Origin of the sequence: Mesorhizobium sp. CA4 (assembly GCF_020165075.1) — a bacterium.
Classification (GTDB): Bacteria; Pseudomonadota; Alphaproteobacteria; order Rhizobiales; family Rhizobiaceae; genus Mesorhizobium.
This window is the reverse complement of record NZ_JAIUHK010000020.1, coordinates 46,517-62,831: the sequence shown is the minus strand read 5'-3', so window position 1 is coordinate 62,831 and position 16,315 is coordinate 46,517. Positions and strand designations below refer to the sequence as shown.

Annotated in this window: 13 protein-coding genes and 1 riboswitch; of the genes, 4 read left to right on the top strand and 9 right to left on the bottom strand. The window is 64.1% G+C overall.

Annotated elements, in window-relative coordinates:
* Window positions 1-341: 341 nt before the first annotated feature.
* The 5 genes from LB528_RS17490 to mtnK all read right to left on the bottom strand — a co-directional run bounded on the left by LB528_RS17490 (window position 342) and on the right by mtnK (window position 5,815).
* Window positions 342-1,043: an MgtC/SapB family protein gene (locus LB528_RS17490; RefSeq protein WP_224517888.1), complete on the bottom strand. Its 702-nt coding sequence runs from the start codon at window positions 1,041-1,043 to the stop codon at window positions 342-344.
* 419 nt (window positions 1,044-1,462) lie between these two features.
* Window positions 1,463-2,527: a class II fructose-bisphosphate aldolase gene (gene fba / locus LB528_RS17485; protein WP_224517889.1), complete on the bottom strand. Its 1,065-nt coding sequence runs from the start codon at window positions 2,525-2,527 to the stop codon at window positions 1,463-1,465.
* Window positions 2,528-2,687: 160 nt separating this feature from the next.
* Entirely contained in the window at window positions 2,688-3,155 is a 468-nt protein-coding gene (locus LB528_RS17480) for a 6,7-dimethyl-8-ribityllumazine synthase (protein ID WP_224517890.1), read from the bottom strand.
* Between the two features lie 80 nt (window positions 3,156-3,235).
* Window positions 3,236-3,382: riboswitch (FMN riboswitch) on the bottom strand.
* Between the two features lie 73 nt (window positions 3,383-3,455).
* Entirely contained in the window at window positions 3,456-4,550 is a 1,095-nt protein-coding gene (mtnA, locus tag LB528_RS17475; protein WP_224517891.1) for an S-methyl-5-thioribose-1-phosphate isomerase, read from the bottom strand.
* Window positions 4,547-5,815: an S-methyl-5-thioribose kinase gene (gene mtnK, locus LB528_RS17470; protein WP_224715697.1), complete on the bottom strand. Its 1,269-nt coding sequence runs from the start codon at window positions 5,813-5,815 to the stop codon at window positions 4,547-4,549. The genes mtnA and mtnK overlap by 4 nt, the downstream gene beginning before the upstream one ends.
* 136 nt (window positions 5,816-5,951) lie before the next feature.
* On the opposite strand from mtnK, the gene LB528_RS17465 reads away from it, so the two are divergent.
* From LB528_RS17465 to LB528_RS17455, 3 genes are all read left to right on the top strand, one after another.
* Complete coding sequence (locus tag LB528_RS17465) at window positions 5,952-7,463, top strand: sugar ABC transporter ATP-binding protein (RefSeq protein WP_224715696.1); 1,512 nt, start codon at window positions 5,952-5,954, stop codon at window positions 7,461-7,463.
* A 78-nt stretch (window positions 7,464-7,541) separates the two neighbouring features.
* Complete coding sequence (locus LB528_RS17460) at window positions 7,542-8,537, top strand: ABC transporter permease (RefSeq protein ID WP_224517907.1); 996 nt, start codon at window positions 7,542-7,544, stop codon at window positions 8,535-8,537.
* 38 nt (window positions 8,538-8,575) lie between these two features.
* Window positions 8,576-9,628 carry a substrate-binding domain-containing protein gene (locus tag LB528_RS17455; RefSeq protein WP_224517894.1) on the top strand — a complete coding sequence of 351 codons (1,053 nt, stop codon included), beginning with the start codon at window positions 8,576-8,578 and terminating at the stop codon, window positions 9,626-9,628.
* Window positions 9,629-9,702: 74 nt separating this feature from the next.
* Here the strand turns inward: LB528_RS17455 and LB528_RS17450 are convergent, their stop codons facing one another.
* Window positions 9,703-9,942 (bottom strand): DUF1127 domain-containing protein, encoded by a 240-nt coding sequence (locus LB528_RS17450; RefSeq protein WP_224517895.1) that lies wholly within the window; start codon window positions 9,940-9,942, stop codon window positions 9,703-9,705.
* Window positions 9,943-10,200: 258 nt separating this feature from the next.
* On the opposite strand from LB528_RS17450, the gene LB528_RS17445 reads away from it, so the two are divergent.
* Complete coding sequence (locus LB528_RS17445) at window positions 10,201-11,706, top strand: winged helix-turn-helix domain-containing tetratricopeptide repeat protein (RefSeq protein WP_224517896.1); 1,506 nt, start codon at window positions 10,201-10,203, stop codon at window positions 11,704-11,706.
* Between the two features lie 54 nt (window positions 11,707-11,760).
* Here the strand turns inward: LB528_RS17445 and LB528_RS17440 are convergent, their stop codons facing one another.
* The 3 genes from LB528_RS17440 to LB528_RS17430 all read right to left on the bottom strand — a co-directional run bounded on the left by LB528_RS17440 (window position 11,761) and on the right by LB528_RS17430 (window position 16,153).
* Window positions 11,761-12,825: a D-alanine--D-alanine ligase family protein gene (locus LB528_RS17440; RefSeq protein WP_224715695.1), complete on the bottom strand. Its 1,065-nt coding sequence runs from the start codon at window positions 12,823-12,825 to the stop codon at window positions 11,761-11,763.
* A gap of 224 nt (window positions 12,826-13,049) precedes the next feature.
* The gene (locus LB528_RS17435) at window positions 13,050-15,104 is read right to left on the bottom strand and encodes a bifunctional aldolase/short-chain dehydrogenase (RefSeq protein ID WP_224517898.1); all 2,055 of its coding nucleotides are present in this window, start codon (window positions 15,102-15,104) and stop codon (window positions 13,050-13,052) included.
* 83 nt (window positions 15,105-15,187) lie between these two features.
* On the bottom strand, window positions 15,188-16,153 hold the full coding sequence (locus tag LB528_RS17430; protein ID WP_224517899.1) for a sugar-binding transcriptional regulator: 966 nt from the start codon (window positions 16,151-16,153) through the stop codon (window positions 15,188-15,190).
* Window positions 16,154-16,315 lie beyond the last annotated feature (162 nt).

Genomic DNA, 16,315 nt, shown 5'->3' with positions numbered 1-16,315 from the left:
AACATCGTTCAAGGATGCACCATAGCACATCGTGAACGCCGTTCAAGAAAAAAATGAACGGCGTTCACGTTGCCCCGAAGCGTGGTTAATAAGCGAAGAGGCAGGTATGGAAGGCAGGGCTTGTCTTCCGGCGTTCTGGGACAATCGGTTGGGGCGTTCCCCTTTCCGTCTCGGATTCGCCGGGGGGAACCTCCCTCATCTCATGGGGCGGGGAACCGCCGAGGACATCGCATCCTGCTGTCTGTCCTTGCCTCCGACAAGGGTCGTTCGTCACCGGGGCGGTGCTGGTCGGGGATCGTGGCCGCCGCGCACCGGTGTGGAAACAGGGCAGTGTGAACCCCTCAGAACGACCTCTCGCCGGTCATATCGAACCGCTCGACCGTGCAATGCTCGCCGACCACGCCCAGCACGTCGGTCGAGGGCTGGTCCGCTTCCGGCTGCTTCCATCGGATTTGGAAGGAAAACACGAAACGGTTGCCGCTGGGGTCGTGCTCCATGCTGACAAGGCGAGCCTCGTAGCCGAGCGTCCGTATCATGCCCTGGAGGTCGGGTGGGGAGTTTTTCGGCCATGAGACCGACAGGATCGCCTTGTGGTCGCGTGAAATCTTGAGGTCGACCCACTTCAAGCCCTGAAGCGTCACCAGTGTCAGCACCGTCGCGATCGCGCCGAGGCCGAACTGACCGCCGCCGAAGGCCAGCCCGATCATGGTCATGATCCACATCGTGGCGGCGGTGGTGACTCCGGTGACGAGATCGCCGCGCCGCAGGATGGCGCCGCCGCCGATGAAGCCGACACCGGTGAGCACGCCGAGCGCGAAACGCATCACGTCCATGCGCACGAAAGAGTCCGGCCCTTTGCCGGAGACATCGAGCAGCATGTTGGCCTGGATCATGGCCACACATGCCGCGAGGCCGACCAGGATTGTCGTGCGCAATCCGGCGGAGTGGCCGCGCGCTTCGCGGTTCAAGCCGATGAGAAAACCTGCGACCAGTGTCGCCAACAACCGCGCGACGAGGTCCGGCCAGGTTGGATGAAGCGGCATGTCGCAGCAAAGCGGCTCGAACATCGTCGATCAGGGCGGCCTAAGCCCCTCCGTTGCGTCCTGGAACGTTCAACTAGGCTTGGCCGCCGATGGTTCCGTGGCCGGGGGGGTTCGATCCCGGGGCGCGAACGGTCCTTCACCGGACGGCGATGCTTAGCACCGGTGCCAGCACGACGATGCCGACAAGCCCGGCGATAAAAATGATGCGGCGTGCGCGCGTGCGCAGGATGGTCTCACCCTGTCGAGCATCTTGCCCGGAATGACCCGGCCTTCCTTGTCGCGATCCTTGCTCATGAAGCGCCCCTTGCCTGGGCATGGGCGTGTCAGGGCAGGAACCGATCTGCCGGGATGCGGTTCCGCGAACCGCCCGGCTGAAAGTGTTCCCGCGACCGGATTTGGTCGGCCGCGGGAAATTTGGCTCAGCCGAATTTCGGGTCGAGGCTGCCCGACTTGTAGCGCTTGGCCATGTCGGCTAGCGGGATCGGCTTGATGTTCGGCGCGTTGCCGGCTGTGCCGAACTGCTCGAAGCGCTCCTTGCAGAGCTTCTTCATCGCCGCCATCGCCGGCGTCAGATATTTGCGCGGATCGAACTCCGACGGGTTCTCGGTCAGCACCTTGCGGATCGCGCCGGTCAGCGCCATGCGGTTGTCGGTGTCGATGTTGATCTTGCGCACGCCATGCTTGATGCCGCGCTGGATCTCTTCTACCGGCACGCCCCAGGTCGGCTTCATCTGGCCGCCATATTTGTTGATGATCTCCTGCAACTCCTCGGGTACCGAGGACGAGCCGTGCATGACCAGATGCATGTTGGGCAGGCGGCGGTGGATCTCCTCGATCACGTTCATCGCCAGCACCGCGCCATCCGGCTTGCGCGAGAATTTATAGGCGCCGTGGCTGGTGCCCATGGCGACGGCCAGCGCGTCGACATGGGTGTCGCGCACGAACTGCTCGGCCTGCACCGGATCAGTCAAAAGCTGGTCGTGGCTGATCGCGCCCTCGACGCCGTGGCCGTCTTCCTGCTCGCCGCCGCCGCTCTCCAGGGAGCCGAGCACACCGATCTCGCCTTCCACCGAAACGCCGCCCCAATGCGCCATATCGACGACACGGCGCGTGATGCCGGAATTATAGGCGTAGTCGGCCGGCGACTTGCCGTCCTCCTTCAGCGAGCCGTCCATCATCACCGAAGTGAAGCCGTACTGGATGGCGGTGACGCAGGTCGCTTCGTTGTTGCCATGGTCGAGATGCATGCAGACCGGGATGTCGGGATGGATCTCGACCAGCGCGTCGATCAGCTTGGCCAGCACCACGTCATTGGCGTAGGCGCGCGCGCCGCGGCTGGCCTGCAGGATGACCGGCGACTTGGTCTCCTCGGCCGCCTCCATGATGGCGAGCCCCTGTTCCATATTGTTCATGTTGAAGGCAGGCACGCCATAGCCATGTTCGGCGGCATGGTCGAGCAATTGTCTCAGTGTGATGCGAGCCAACGAATAGTCTCCCGTATCTGGTTCGAGCCCGTGTTTGAAAAGGCAGCCCGGGCGTCGGGCGGCCTCGTTGCTTCTGGCGGGATTTCGCATCTACCGCAACCTTTCGCAGCCTTTTCGGCCGCAATTCTTGTTGCAGTGCTGAAATCAGGCGCTTTCGGACTTAGGCGGCGATCTTTTCGCGCGCGGCGAGGATCTCGACGCAGGCTTTCGCCGCTTCCTTGCCCTTCACGGCGAAATGCTCATGGAAGAAGCGGTGATGCTCGGGGCTGTCATGGTAGTTGTGAGGCGTCAGCACGGCCGACAGCACCGGCACGCCGGTCGCGAGCTGCACATTCATCATCCCGTCGATGACCGCGCGCGCCACAAAGTCGTGGCGATAGATGCCGCCATTGACGACGAAGGCGGTGCCGAGGATCGCGGCGTAGCGACCGGTCTCTGCAAGCGTCTTGGCATGCAGCGGGATTTCGTAGGCGCCCGGCACGTCGAAGACCTCGACGGCGAAGCCGCCGAGCGCGGCAAGCTCCGCCTCGAAGGCCTGCACGCATTGGTCGACGATATCGGCATGCCAGCGCGCTCGGATGACGGCGACATGACGGACAGTAGGGTCTTTGGGGAAATGCTGATTCATGGGTCCTTCCTTCCGTTTCGAACCAGAACCAGGACGCACGACGCAAAAAACACCGCCCGCGCGAGCGGACCGTCTCCTGCGATCGTTCTCTTCCATCCGGACTGTAACCGTCGGCTCCGGAATCGCACCGGATCTGCTGACCCTTCCGATAGGCCGGAAGGCGCTCGCGGGCTTGAGCCGAGGCTCTTACCGCCGGTGGGGACTTTCACCCCGCCCTGAGAACTTTGACGCGGGTTTTATGGGAGAGCAGGGTGGTGCTGTCAATTGGCGACTAGCTAATCTGCCCCATGAGAGGGGAGATTAGCTGCGCTCGGGAAACATCGCCTTCAGCCCTTCGCGCGAGGCCTTGGCCACGCCGCGCTCGGTGATCAGCCCGGTCACCAGTCTTGCCGGCGTCACGTCGAAGGCCGGGTTGGCCGCTGGCGTCGCATCCGGCGAGACGCGCACCTGCGCGACCTTTCCGTCGGCCATCTTGCCCCATACCAGCGAAACCTCGTCGCCGGAGCGCTCCTCGATCGGGATTTCCTTCAGCCCGTCGGCCACGGTCCAGTCGATGGTGGGCGAGGGCAGCGCGACATAGAAGGGCACGTCGTTGTCGGCGGCGGCCAGCGCCTTCAGATAGGTGCCGATCTTGTTGCAGACATCGCCATTGGCGGTCGTGCGATCGGTGCCGACGATCACCATGTCGATGTCGCCATGCTGCATCAGATGGCCGCCGGCATTGTCGACGATCAGTGTGTGCGGCACGCCGTGCCCGGCCATCTCCCAGGCGGTCAGCTGGGCGCCCTGGTTGCGGGGCCTGGTCTCGTCGACATAGACATGCACTGGAATGCCGGCTTCTGTCGCCAGGTAGATCGGCGCGGTGGCGGTGCCGTAGTCGACCGTCGCCAGCCAGCCCGCATTGCAATGGGTGAGGATGTTGACGCTCTCGCCCGGCTTCTTCTTCGCCGCGATCTGCCTGATGATCGCAAGCCCGTTTTCGCCGATGGCGCGGTTCAGCCCGACATCCTCATCGGCGATCTCCGCGGCCCGCCTGTAGGCCGCTTCAGCGCGTTCCTCCGGCGCGAGCGGCTTCAGGTACCGGCGCATCTCGTCCAGTGCCCAGCGCAGATTGATAGCCGTCGGCCGTGTCTTGTGCAGCGTCTCCCATACCGTGTCGAGCGCTTCGTCCGACGGATCGTCCATCATCTGGACGGCGACGCCATAGGCTGCGGTGACGCCGATCAGCGGCGCGCCGCGCACCCACATGTCGCGGATCGCGGTGGCGATGCCGGCGACGCTTCCGATCTTTTCGATGCGGAACTCATGCGGCAGCCAGCGCTGGTCGATGATCTCGACCGAGCGCTTGTCGTCGCTGAGCCAGATGGTGCGGTAGTGGCGTTCGCCGACGTTCAAAGGCTCTTCTCCTGTTCGATCCGCGCGGCCAGATTGTTGACCTCGTCGATGCTGTGGATCTGGCGTCGGTTGACGGCGATATGGCGTCCGAAGCGCAAAGCCTTGGCCTCACATCTGGCGCGCAAATCGGCATTGGCAATGGTCTCGAAATCGGCATTGTGGGCCAGCCCAAGGATGCGCCGGTGTATCTCGATGCCGGCAAAGCCGAGCAGGTCGGTCCAGATCGAATGCAGCATGTGGTCGAGCGCCTGTTCGGAGCCGAGCAGGTCGCCCTGATCCTCGAACAGGCTACTCTGGTAGAGAATGCCGCTGCGCTCGGTCCGCCACAGATGCGAGAACTCGGCGCGGAAGGTCGCCCAGGTCTCGGCCGTGACGCCGAGCAGATAGGCGCGCATCGAGTAGCGGCTGCCCTTCTCCTCGTGGCCGCGCTGCGAGAAGAACGCCATCCAGAAATTGGCAAGAAGCATCCCGACGTCGAAGGCGATCGGGCCGTAGAAAGCGAATTCCGGATCGATCATCCGGGTCTCGCTGTCGGTCACCATGATCGAGCCGGAATGCAGATCGCCATGCAGCAGCGTCTCGGCATTGGCGGCGAAGAGATGCTTCAGCCGCTGCGCCTCGACCTTGAGATCGCGGTCGGCGCGCAGTTCGGCGACCAGTCCGTCGAGCTGCGGCGAGGTATGCCGGTTCATCTTGGCGTCGAAATAAGGGTCGGAGAACACCAGGTTCTCGGTGATGTCGCAGAGCTCGACATTGTCGGCGAACAGCGCCAGGTCGGCCTTGCGCTCCCTCGTTACCATCGACAGATCCGAGCCGCGGAACAGCGTGCGGGCCATGAACAGGCCGATGTCGCGCGCGATATTCGGCAATTCGCGGCCGTCGATCAGCGCCCGCCGCAAGATGACGTGCGGCGGCGCCAGATACTCCATCACGATCAACGCCTGGGTCTCGTCGAAATGGTAGATCGCCGGTACCGAGCCGGGCGCACGGCGCTCCTGCCTGGTCAGCGCATGATATTCAAAGAAGGAGCGTTTGAGCGGCAGCGGCCAGCTGTCGCCGACCAGCCGCACATAGGGCAGCGCCTGCTTGACCACCGCGGCACCCTTGTCGCCTTCGACGATGAAGACGAGGTTGAGATTGCCATCGCCGACCTCCTGTACCTTCCAGCGGCTGGTGTCCTTGCCGATGCGCTCCGTCAGGGCCGCGGTGTCGCCAAGGCGCTTCGGCAGCGTTTCCACCGATAATGCTTCGAACTTCCCGGTCATGCTCTCCCTCCTGCACGTGGTTTCCGACGATAGCGGAGCCACGGCGGCGGGGCCAAGCTAGGAAGCACGCTGGCAAATGTCAATCGTGTTGACAATTGCCGAATGAGCCCATAGCGTCATGATCCGGGAGGAACGGATGGGCGCAGATGCCGTGTTCCATGTGGACGGCCTGAGGAAATCCTTCGGCCAGAACGAGGTGCTTGGCGGCATCTCGCTCGACCTGTTTGCGGGCGAGGTGACCGTGCTCATGGGCGCCAACGGCGCCGGCAAATCCACCCTGGTCAAGATCGTCAGCGGCGTCTATGCGCGCGCTGCCGGCACGATGCGGCTCGCCGGCAAGGCCTTCGACCCGCAAACCCCCGCCGAAGCCATTCGCGCCGGCGTTGTCACCGTGCACCAGAACATCAATGACGGCGTCGTCGCCGACCTCGACGTCGCCACCAATCTGACGCTCGACCGGCTGAGCGGCAAAGGCGCGTCGTTGCTTTTCAAGCCTGCCAATGTCCGAGCCGAAGCCAGGGCTGTCGCCGACCGCATGGGGCTCGTCATCGACCTCAAGGCGCGCGTCAGCGACTTGTCGTTGGCGGATCGGCAGATGGTGGCCATCGCCCGCGCCATGGCGCATCGGCCCAAGGTCCTGATCCTCGACGAGCCGACCTCTTCGCTGTCGAGCGCCGAGGCCGACCGGCTGTTCTCGCTCATCGACCGGCTGCGCGGGCAGGGCGTTGCCATCCTTTATATCTCGCACCGCATGTCCGACATCAGGCGGCTGGCCGACCGCATCGTGTCGATGCGCGACGGCATCGTCTCCGGCGTCTTCGACCGGAAGCCGCTCGACTATGAGGGCGCGGTCAACGCCATGCTCGGCCGCAAGATCCATCTCGACAAGGTGGTTGCAAGAAGCTCGGCCCGAGCCGTCTTCACCGCCGAAGGCCTGCGGCTGGCGCAAGGTTCGCGGCCGATCTCGATGACGCTCGGCGCCGGGGAGGTGGTGGCGATCACCGGCCTGGTCGGCGTCGGCAAGACGGCTTTGGCGGAAACGCTGTTCGGCGTGCGCAGGCCGCTTGCCGGCACCATGCACATGGACGGCAAGCCCTACGCGCCGGGCTCGGCGCGCGAGGCGATCGCCGCCGGCGTCTTCCTGGTCGCCAAGGACCGCGCCGCGAGCGGCATCGTTGGCGGCTTCAACATCGAACGCAACATCAGCCTGCCGTTCCTCAAGCGCATGTCGGGCTTCGGCGTCATGAGGAAGCGCGCCGAGCGCATCGCCGCCCGCCGCCAGATCGACGAGCTCGGCATCGTCTGCCGCTCGGAGGAGGACGAACTCTCCGCGCTGTCCGGCGGCAACCAGCAGAAGGTGATGGTGGCGCGCTGGATGTCGCAGGCCTCGCGCCTCTTCATCCTCGACGAGCCTTTCCAGGGTGTCGACATTTCGGCGCGTCGCGACATCGCCGCCAAGCTGAGGGCAAGCGCCGACGGCCGCGCGACGCTGATCTTCGTCACCGAGCTCGACGAGGCGCTGGAGACCGCCGACCGCATCCTGGTGATGTCGGAACACACGATCGTCGGCGAGCACCGCAACGATGACATCGATCTCGATCGGCTGCTGGCGGAAGTGGCCGGCGGACCGCTGCACAGTGCTGCGTGAGATCGTGAGGATGACGAGACCCGGAGTGCAGGCATGAGTTCCAGTTTGGCGGGCAAGGCAACGGCGCGGGAGCGTTCGATGACACTGCGCGACTACGCCATCCGCTACGGCTTCATCGTCCTGCTGGTCGGGCTGATTGCCTATTTCGCAGTTGCCGCCGATGGTTTTGCGTCGCCTCAGAGCGCCGTCTTCATCTTCCAGTCGGTGGCCATCACCGGCGTGCTGGCGCTCGGCGTCACCGCGACGCTCGTCGTCGGCGGCTTCGACCTGTCGATCGGCTCGGTCGCCACCAGCGCCATGATGGCGGCATCCTATGCCATGGTCGTGCTGGAGCAGAACGCGATCGTCGCCGTCATCGCTTGCCTTGTCATCGGCGTCATCGTCGGCCTGATCAATGGCTGGCTGATCGTCTATATGCGCGTGCCCGACCTGCTGGCCACGCTCGGGATGATGTTCCTGCTACTCGGCCTGCAGCGCATTCCGACGGAAGGCCGCTCGATCGCCACCGGCATGACCATGCCCGACGGCTCGGTCGCCAACGGCAAGTTTTCGGAAGCCTTCCTGGCGCTTGGCCGCCACCGCATCGACTTCTTCATTCCGAACCTGATCCCGGTCTCGGTCGTCGTGCTCGTCGTGCTCGCGGCGCTGATCTGGTTTTTCCTCGAATACACCCGTTTCGGCCGCATGATGTATGCCGTGGGCAGCAACGAGAGGGCGGCCGAACTCGCCGGCGCGCCTGTCAAGGCATACAAAATCTGGGCTTATGTCATTTCGGGAGTTTTTGCCTCGATCGGCGGGATTTTGCTCGCCGCCCGGCTTGGACGCGGCGACATCGCCTCGGGTAATAATCTGTTGCTCGACGCTGTCGCCGCCGCGCTTATCGGCTACGCGGTGCTCGGCGCCGCCAAGCCCAACGCCTTCGGCACGGCCGTCGGTGCGGTGTTCGTCGGCGTCCTGCTGCAAGGCCTCACGATGATGAACGCCCCTTACTACACGCAGGATTTCGTCAAGGGCGCGGTGCTTGTCGTCGCCCTTGTCTTCACCTTCGCCCTTTCCGGCAGGGGCAAGAGATAGTTTCGACCGGGCATTAAGACAAAACGGAGGAAAACGAAGTGAGCATCACAAGAAGACTTTTGGGAAAGGCGGCACTCGGCCTCGCCGGCGCGGCGCTGCTGATGCAGGGCACGGCATTGGCTGCGGACCGCCCGGCGCCGTTCGACAAGCCCGGCGTCAAGATCGCGCTGGTGCGCTATCTGTCGACAGGCGACTTCTTCCAGGCCTATCTCTCCGGCGTCGAGGCGCAGGCCAAGGCGCTCGGCGTCGACCTGCGCGTGCTGGACAGCCGCCAGGATGCCGCGCTCCAGGCCGACATGGTCGACCAGGCGATCGCGCTTGGCGTGCAGGGCATCATCATCCAGCACGGCCTGACGGAATCGATGAAGGACGCCGCCCAGCGCGCGGTCGATGCCGGCATCAAGGTCGTCGCCTTCGACGTCAATGTCGAGAACCCGAAGATCCCGCAGATCGAGCAGTCGGACAAAGACCTCGCCAAGCTGGCGCTCGAGCAGGCGGTCAAGGATAATGGCGAGAGCTGGAAGGCCGGCTATGTCTATGTTGCCGGCATCGCTCCGCTCGACCGCCGCAACGAGACCTGGGTGGAGGTGAAGAAGAAATATTCGGGCATCAGCGAGGTCGCGCAATTCGGTACGCTCGACAATCCGATCGCCAACTCCGTCGCCAATCAGGCGCGCTCGGTGCTGCAGGCGCATCCCGACATCAACGTGATGTTCGCCCCCTATGACGAGTTCGCCAAGGGTGTGAAGATCGCCGTCGATGAGGCCGGGCTGAACAAGAAGATCAAGATCTATTCGGCCGACATCTCGACCTCGGACATCGCCGCGATGCGCGAACCGGACAGCGCCTGGGCGGCGACCGCCGCCACCAATCCCGCGGTGGTCGGCCAGGTCTCGGTGCGCGCGCTGGCGCAGCTGCTTGCCGGGGAGGATCCCGGCCACAACGTCATCGTGCCGCCGACGCTGATCACCCAGAAGGAGCTGATCGACAAGGACATCAAGAACATGGAAGACCTGTCGGCCAAGCTGCCGCAATTCGCCCATGCCGACGTCGCGATGCCTGCCTGGATGCCGAACCCGAACGCCAAGTAAGGTTCTGGCTGTTTCTGATGAAGAGAGCGGTCCAATGGGCCGCTCTCTGTCTTTTCAGCCGGTCCGAGGCGGTCTTATCGCTGCCAGAAGGGCAGCTTGGCGATCTCCGCCTCGACCTCTTTCCTCGTCAGCCCGATGTCGTCGATCAGATGCGGATTGTCTGTCGCCATGCGCTTGAGCTCGAAGCGGAAATAGGCCTGCTTGCGGCGCTCGGCGATGAGGCTGCGCAAAGCTGAGAGGCCGTAGCGCCGGCGGCCCTTCATCTCGGCTGAGCGTGCCGCCAAAGGTGCGCAAGGCGCAAGGATATTGTTCATGGCAACCTCCATGCGGTAGAGGGTTTGAGGACCCGTGACCTGATTGAGATTGCAGTGTGCCGCAGCCGGCTGGCGGCGTAATTAAGCCCTCCCAAATAGTTCTCAAAACTTCCAAATCGTTAGAGCGTTTCACCATTTCACGGAAACGGCGAACCGCTCTATCCCTTTGTTTTTACGCAATTCGGACGGAGGGTTACGGCGAAGTCGCCGAACTTAACCGCTTCACAATTTTCCTGGAATTGCTCTATAGATCGCCGCATGCAGGGATCGCGCTTCGCTTTCGGACCGTTCGTGCTTGATCCGGGCGCCGGAACGCTGCTCCGGGGCGATGTTCCCATCGCCGCCAGTCACCGCGGGCTGAAGCTGCTGGAAGCGCTCGTCGCGCGTCCGGGCGAAATCCTGGCCAAGGCCGAGCTGATGGATGCAGCCTGGCCGGGCACCGCGGTCGAAGAAGGCAATCTCACCGTCCAGATCGCGCAGCTCAGGAAGCTGCTTGGCCCGGCGACCGGTGGCGGCGAGTGGATCGCCACGGTGCCGCGCGTCGGCTATCGCTTCACCGGTACGGTTGAACAGCCCGACGCTACGCGCAAACCCTTGCCGCTGCCCGACAAGCCGTCGATCGCTGTGCTGCCCTTCGTCAATCTGAGCAGCGATCCCGAGCAGGATTCTTTCGCCGACGGCCTGACCGAAGACCTGATCACCGATCTCTCCCGGATCCCGGGCCTCTTCGTCATCGCGCGCAACTCGGTCTTTGCCTACAAGGGCAAGGCCATGGACGTGCGCGCCATCGCCGGGGAACTCGGCGTGCGCTACCTGCTGGAGGGCAGCGCCAGGCGTGCCGCTGGGCGCGTGCGCATCAACGCGCAGCTGATTGACGCGCTGAGCGGCGAGCATCTCTGGGCGGAGCGTTTCGATCGCAGCCTTGAGGACATTTTCGCCGTTCAGGACGAGGCGACGGCCAAGATCGTCGAGGCGCTGCTCGGGCGGCTGCGCGCGCTGCCGGAGCGCAACCGGCCGAAGAACCTCGAAGCCTATGATCTCGTCGTGCGGGCGCGAAAACTGTTCGACGAGTCACCGCAAATGGCGCGCGAAGCGCATCTGATGCTGACGCGCGCGATCTCGCTCGATCCCGACTACGCGGAGGCCTATCGCTGGCTCGCCATGAACCACTGGATGGACTGGGTGCATTGGGGCGAGCCATTCGAGCCCACCCGCAGCACGGCCCTGGAACTGGCGCGCAAGGCCGTGGCGATCGACCCGAACGATGCCGGCTGCCGCTGGGTGCTGGCTAATTTGCTCGCCTATGAACGCGATTTCGAACAGGCCGAAATTGAGTTCGCGAAGGCGATCGAGCTCGATCCGAACGAGGCCGATATTTGGGCGACCCTGTCCGACATCGAGGTGCTGGCCGGGCAGGTGGACTTGAGTCTCGAACACATCCGCAAGGCGTTCCGGCTGAACCCGTTTCCGCCGAGCTGGTATTATTTGACGCTCGGCCAGGCGCAGTATGCGGCTCGCGACTACGAAGCCGCCGTCGAGACGCTGCGCCGCGACGAGACGTACCGCACCTCCTCGCGCCGCTTCCTCGCGGCAAGCCTGGCGCAGCTCGGCCGTCTCGACGAGGCGCGCACCGAGGTCGCGCTGTTCCTCGTCGGCAATCCGCATTTCTCCACGCAGCGCTGGGTCGAGACGGAGCCGTTTCGTGACGACGCGACGCTTGAGCATTTCGTCGACGGCTTCCGCAAGGCTGGCCTGCCGGAGTGACGCGGCGACATGGCCAACTGGCCGCTGCGGAGATTTCGTATCCTCAGGTCTTTTTCACCGGCCGGCGCGCGCCAGCGCATGCGCCACCAGACGGTCGATGACCTCCGGATAGCTGACGCCGCTCGCCGCCATGGCCTTGGCGTACATGCTGATGTTGGTGAAGCCGGGAATGGTGTTGAGTTCGTTGATCAGAAAATTCATGTCCGGCATCAGGAAGAAGTCGACGCGGGCCATGCCATCGCAGCCGAGCGCCCTGAACGCCCTTGCGGCCATATCGCGCATGGCATCCTCGACCTCCTGCGGCAGCTCGGCTGGCACAATCAAGGCCGCGCCATTCTCGTCGATATATTTGGCGTTGTAGTCGTAGAAACCGTGGCTCTCCGCGGGCACGATCTCGCCCGGCCGCGAGACGAAGAGTTCGCCCGCGGGGCTCTCCAGCACGCTGTATTCGATCTCGCGGCCACGGACGAATTCCTCCGCCAGCAGCTTGCGATCATGCTGGAAGGCTTCGGTCAGGGCCCGATCGAATTCCTGGCTGGCGTTGACCTTTGCGACGCCGACCGACGAGCCCTGCCGCGCCGGCTTGATGAACAGCGGCAGGCCAAGCTGGTCTTCCAGTTCGGCGAGCGAAGGCGCCGCACCTTCACCGATCGTCACCGAGCGCGCCACAGGCAGTCCGGCCGCCTTCAGCAGCCGCTTGGCAATATCCTTGTCGAGCGCCGTCGCGGAACCCAGTATGCCGCAGCCGGCGAGCGGCACGCGTGCCACCTCGGCCAGGCCTTGCACCGCGCCGTCCTCGCCATGCAGACCGTGCAGGACCGGAAACAGGATATCAATGGCGGGCAGGTCGTGGGGTGCCCCGCCGGCCGGGATCGCCAGCATCCGCCCATGGCCGCCCGGCACCAGGCAGAGCTGCGTGCCGGCCGACGGCGTCGCCAGCGCGCCATCCTCGAAGCGGCTCTGCAGCCATTGCCCTTCGCGGGTGACGAAGATCGGAACGGCATCGTATTTCGCCGGCTCCAAGGCAGCCATGACGTTGGTTGCTGAAAGCAGCGATACTTCATGCTCGGCGGAGCGCCCGCCGAAGAGCACGCCAATACGAAGTCTTTTCGCCGCCATCTGGAGCTCCACCAATGATCAGGGTTGGAGCCCCGCATGCTAAACACGAGGCGCCCTTAAACTGGCTGAGCAATACGCGAAGGATTGGTGTGGATTTTGACGGGTTCGAGCAGTTCCTCAGCAGAAGCGTGAAAAGCCTCGATCCCAAACTGCGTCAACCAGGGACATGGAGCGGCTCTTCGTTTTCACGAAACGAAGGACCGCTCCAAGGCATGCCTAAATGTTCAGCGCAACGCTGCCGCGATGTTGCCGCCGTCCACTGTCGTCACATTCGCCGTGGTGCGCTCGGCCAGCGCCTGATGCAGGAAGGCCTGCGCGACGTCGTCGGCCGTCACTTCCTGCCCGAGCAGATTGCCGGACATGTATTCCTTTTCAGACACGCCGCGCGCGCCGGAACGGCTGGCGATCATCGCATCGGTCAGAAGACCCGAGCGGATGCGGTCGGCGTTGACCGCATTGGAGCGGATGCCGTAGGCGCCGTAGTCAAGCGCATATTGCCGCGACAGGAACAATGTCGCGGCTTTCGGGATGCCGTAGGCGCCGAATTTCGGGCCGGGATTGATCGCCTGCTTGGAGGTGTTGAAGAGGAGAACGCCGCCCGTGCCCTGTTCCAGCATGATGCGCACCGCGTTCTGCGCCGCCGACTGGTGCGCGAAGAAATTGAGCTCGAAGCTTTTGCGCAGCGTCGCGTCGTCCAATTCACCGATGCGGCCTTCCCAGGCGGCGCCGGCATTCGAGACCAGGATATCGACGCCGCCATAGACCGCGACCGCCTTGTCGAAGGCAGCGCGCATTTCGGCCGGCTTGGTGATGTCGGCGCCGACGCCGATCGAGTTGTTGCCGGCCGCCTTCGCCGCTTCCGCTGCCTTGGCTGGGTCGAGATCGACAATGACGGCATGCGCGCCATTGGCCGCGAACAGTTTTGCCGTCGCGGCGCCGATGGCGCCGGCGCCGCCGGTGATCAGCACGACCTGGCCCGTCAGCGGCTTCGGCTTGTTGGAAGCGAGCTTCGCCTGCTCGAGAGACCAGTATTCGAGCGGAAAGAGGTCGGCCTTGGAGAGCGGATGGAATTTGCCGATCGCTTCGGCGCCGCGCACCGCCTCGATCCACATCTCGCCGACATCCGACGCGATCTTGGCATCCTTCAGCGTGCGGCCATGGCCGAACATGCCGAGGCCCGGCACCAGCGTCAGGCGCGGCATCGGGTCAAGCATGGTGCGCTTGACATCGTCCAGCGCGTCATTGGTCTCGAAATAGGCGGTGTAGTCCTTGACGAAGGCATCGACATGGCTGCGGATGACAGCCTTGTAGTCGCCGAGCTTGTCGGCGTCGGGCGCCGGTACCGCCATCGGTCCGGTCTTGATGCGGATCGACAGGTCCGGGGTCGATACCCCGCGCCCGGCCAACTCGGCGATCTTGGCGGAATTGATGAAGTCGACGATCGCGTCCGAGGTGCGGAAGTCGCTGATCATGCGGTCGAAGCGGCCTTCGCCGCGCGCCACGGCAACGGCGCCGCGCAGCGTCGGCGCGATGTCGCTGGGCTTGGCGAGCTTTGCCGGCAATGCTGCCTTGGCCGGCTGCGGCTTGCCGTTTTTGGCGACATAGTCCTCGGCCATGGTCACATAGTGGATCATGCGGTCGTAGGCCTGTTTGGCATCGTCGCCGAAGGTGAAGATGCCATGCTTGTCGAGGATCAGGCCCTCGACTTTTCGGTCGGCGTCGAAGATTTCCGCCGCAGCCTTGGCGAGGTCGAAGCCCGGCTTGATGTAGGGCACGTAACCCATTTTGTCGCCGAACACCTTTTTCACCAGTGCCTTGCTGTCTTCCTGGTCTACGATGGCGAGGATCGCTGTCGAATGCGTGTGGTCGACGAACTTGTGCGGCAGGAAGGCATGAAGCAGCGTTTCGACCGACGGGTTGGGCGAGGATGGATCGATGAGGTTGGAGCGCTGCAGCGCCACCATGTCCTCGTCGGAGAGCTTGTCCAGGGAGCGCGCCTTGAGCAGCGCGCCCATTTTCACCGCCGGCAGGCCTTGCGGCTCGATGACCGCCATGTCCCAGCCGCTGCCCTTGACGCAGAGCACGTCCCATTCGTCGCCGACGAGATCGGTGGCTTTGGTCTTGCAGGAGGTGTTGCCGCCGCCATGCAGCACCAGGCGCGGCTCGCCGCCGAGCAGGCGGGTCGTGTAGACGCGCAGCGCAAGGTCGCGGCCGACGCCCTTCCTGGCATAGTCGGCAACCATCTTTTCCGCGTCGGCGTCATTCCAAAGGTTTTGCATGTCGATCCGTCCGATTCCGTCTTTTCTTGCTCATGAACAGAAGGCCGCGACGTCGTGATGACAGAAGCGGCGAGGGTGATTTTCTACGAGGCCTTTTTCGTTGCCGCGCCGGCGTGCTGAAGCAGGCGCTCGGCCATATGCGCGCCGACCACCAGATGCGTGCACAGCCCGCCGGCGATGGCCGCAAGCAGCGGCTCGAACTTGCTGTCTTCCTGCACCACCATCAGTCGCTTCTCGATGGCGCGCAGCGAGGCGAGCTCGGCTGAGATGACGCGTCGGTTGTAGCTGCAGTCTAGAATCTCGCCCCTGGCGTCGATGATCTGCCCGGCGATGACGCCGGCCGCACCCTGGCTGCGCAGCGCTTCCATCTCGGCCGGCGACAGCGCGCCGCATTTCACCAGATGGCTGTCGGCGTCGACCGCGCCGACGGAATAGAGCGCCAGATCGCAATCGGCGATGCCGGCCAGCTGATCGCGGATCACCGGCTCGGCGCGCAAGCTTTTCGCCAGCTCTTCCGTCGACAGCACCAGAGGTGCGTAGAAGTTCAGGCCCTTGGCATTGAGCCGGCGCGCGATCTCCATCGTGCACTGGTCGGGCCGATAGGAATAAGGCGCGCCGAGATTGCCGCAGAGCTGCACCACCGTGACGTCCTGCAGGTCGGCAAAGGACATGATGTCAGCGATAGTGTAGACGGTGCGGCCCCAGGCGACGCCGATGCGGTCGCCCTTCTTCGCCAGTTCGAGGAAGACGCTCGCCGCCAGCACCGCGATATCGGTCGAGGGATCGGCGAGATAGGCATTTTCCGGCGCGATCCAGACAGCATCCAGGCCGAAAGCATCCTCCAGCCGCCGCGCCATGGCGTCGTCTGTGAAGAGCTGCGTCGAGGTCGAGATGTTCACGATGCCGGTCTCGCGCGCCTTGCGCAGATACATGGCGACCGAGGCGCGTGAAATGTTGAGCTGGCTCGCCACTTCGTCCTGGCGAAGGCCGTGCGCATAGTAAAGCCAGGCGGCCTTGTGGATGAGCTGTTCTGCCGGTCTGATCGCCATGCCGCCTCCTCGGCTGACATTAGTCACGGCTCTCGACAAAAGTCAAATTTGCTTGCGCGCGTCGCAATCGCCTCGCGGCGCGGCTCAATCCGGATCGCCATTCTACCAAGCCGGCGCAGCATAGCATTTTCAGCCGCGGAAGGGGGATAGCGCGGCGGCGGG

Bases quoted from the DNA above. Each gene is read 5' to 3' on its own strand.
- LB528_RS17450 (WP_224517895.1), bottom strand. From the start codon at position 9,942: ATGAACAATATCCTTGCGCCTTGCGCACCTTTGGCGGCACGCTCAGCC.
- mtnK (WP_224715697.1), bottom strand. From the start codon at position 5,815: ATGACCGGGAAGTTCGAAGCATTATCGGTGGAAACGCTGCCGAAGCGC.
- LB528_RS17460 (WP_224517907.1), top strand. From the start codon at position 7,542: ATGACACTGCGCGACTACGCCATCCGCTACGGCTTCATCGTCCTGCTG.
- LB528_RS17440 (WP_224715695.1), bottom strand. From the start codon at position 12,825: ATGGCGGCGAAAAGACTTCGTATTGGCGTGCTCTTCGGCGGGCGCTCC.
- LB528_RS17490 (WP_224517888.1), bottom strand. From the start codon at position 1,043: ATGCCGCTTCATCCAACCTGGCCGGACCTCGTCGCGCGGTTGTTGGCG.
- LB528_RS17430 (WP_224517899.1), bottom strand. From the start codon at position 16,153: ATGGCGATCAGACCGGCAGAACAGCTCATCCACAAGGCCGCCTGGCTT.
- LB528_RS17480 (WP_224517890.1), bottom strand. From the start codon at position 3,155: ATGAATCAGCATTTCCCCAAAGACCCTACTGTCCGTCATGTCGCCGTC.
- LB528_RS17465 (WP_224715696.1), top strand. From the start codon at position 5,952: ATGGGCGCAGATGCCGTGTTCCATGTGGACGGCCTGAGGAAATCCTTC.
- LB528_RS17435 (WP_224517898.1), bottom strand. From the start codon at position 15,104: ATGCAAAACCTTTGGAATGACGCCGACGCGGAAAAGATGGTTGCCGAC.
- LB528_RS17445 (WP_224517896.1), top strand. From the start codon at position 10,201: ATGCAGGGATCGCGCTTCGCTTTCGGACCGTTCGTGCTTGATCCGGGC.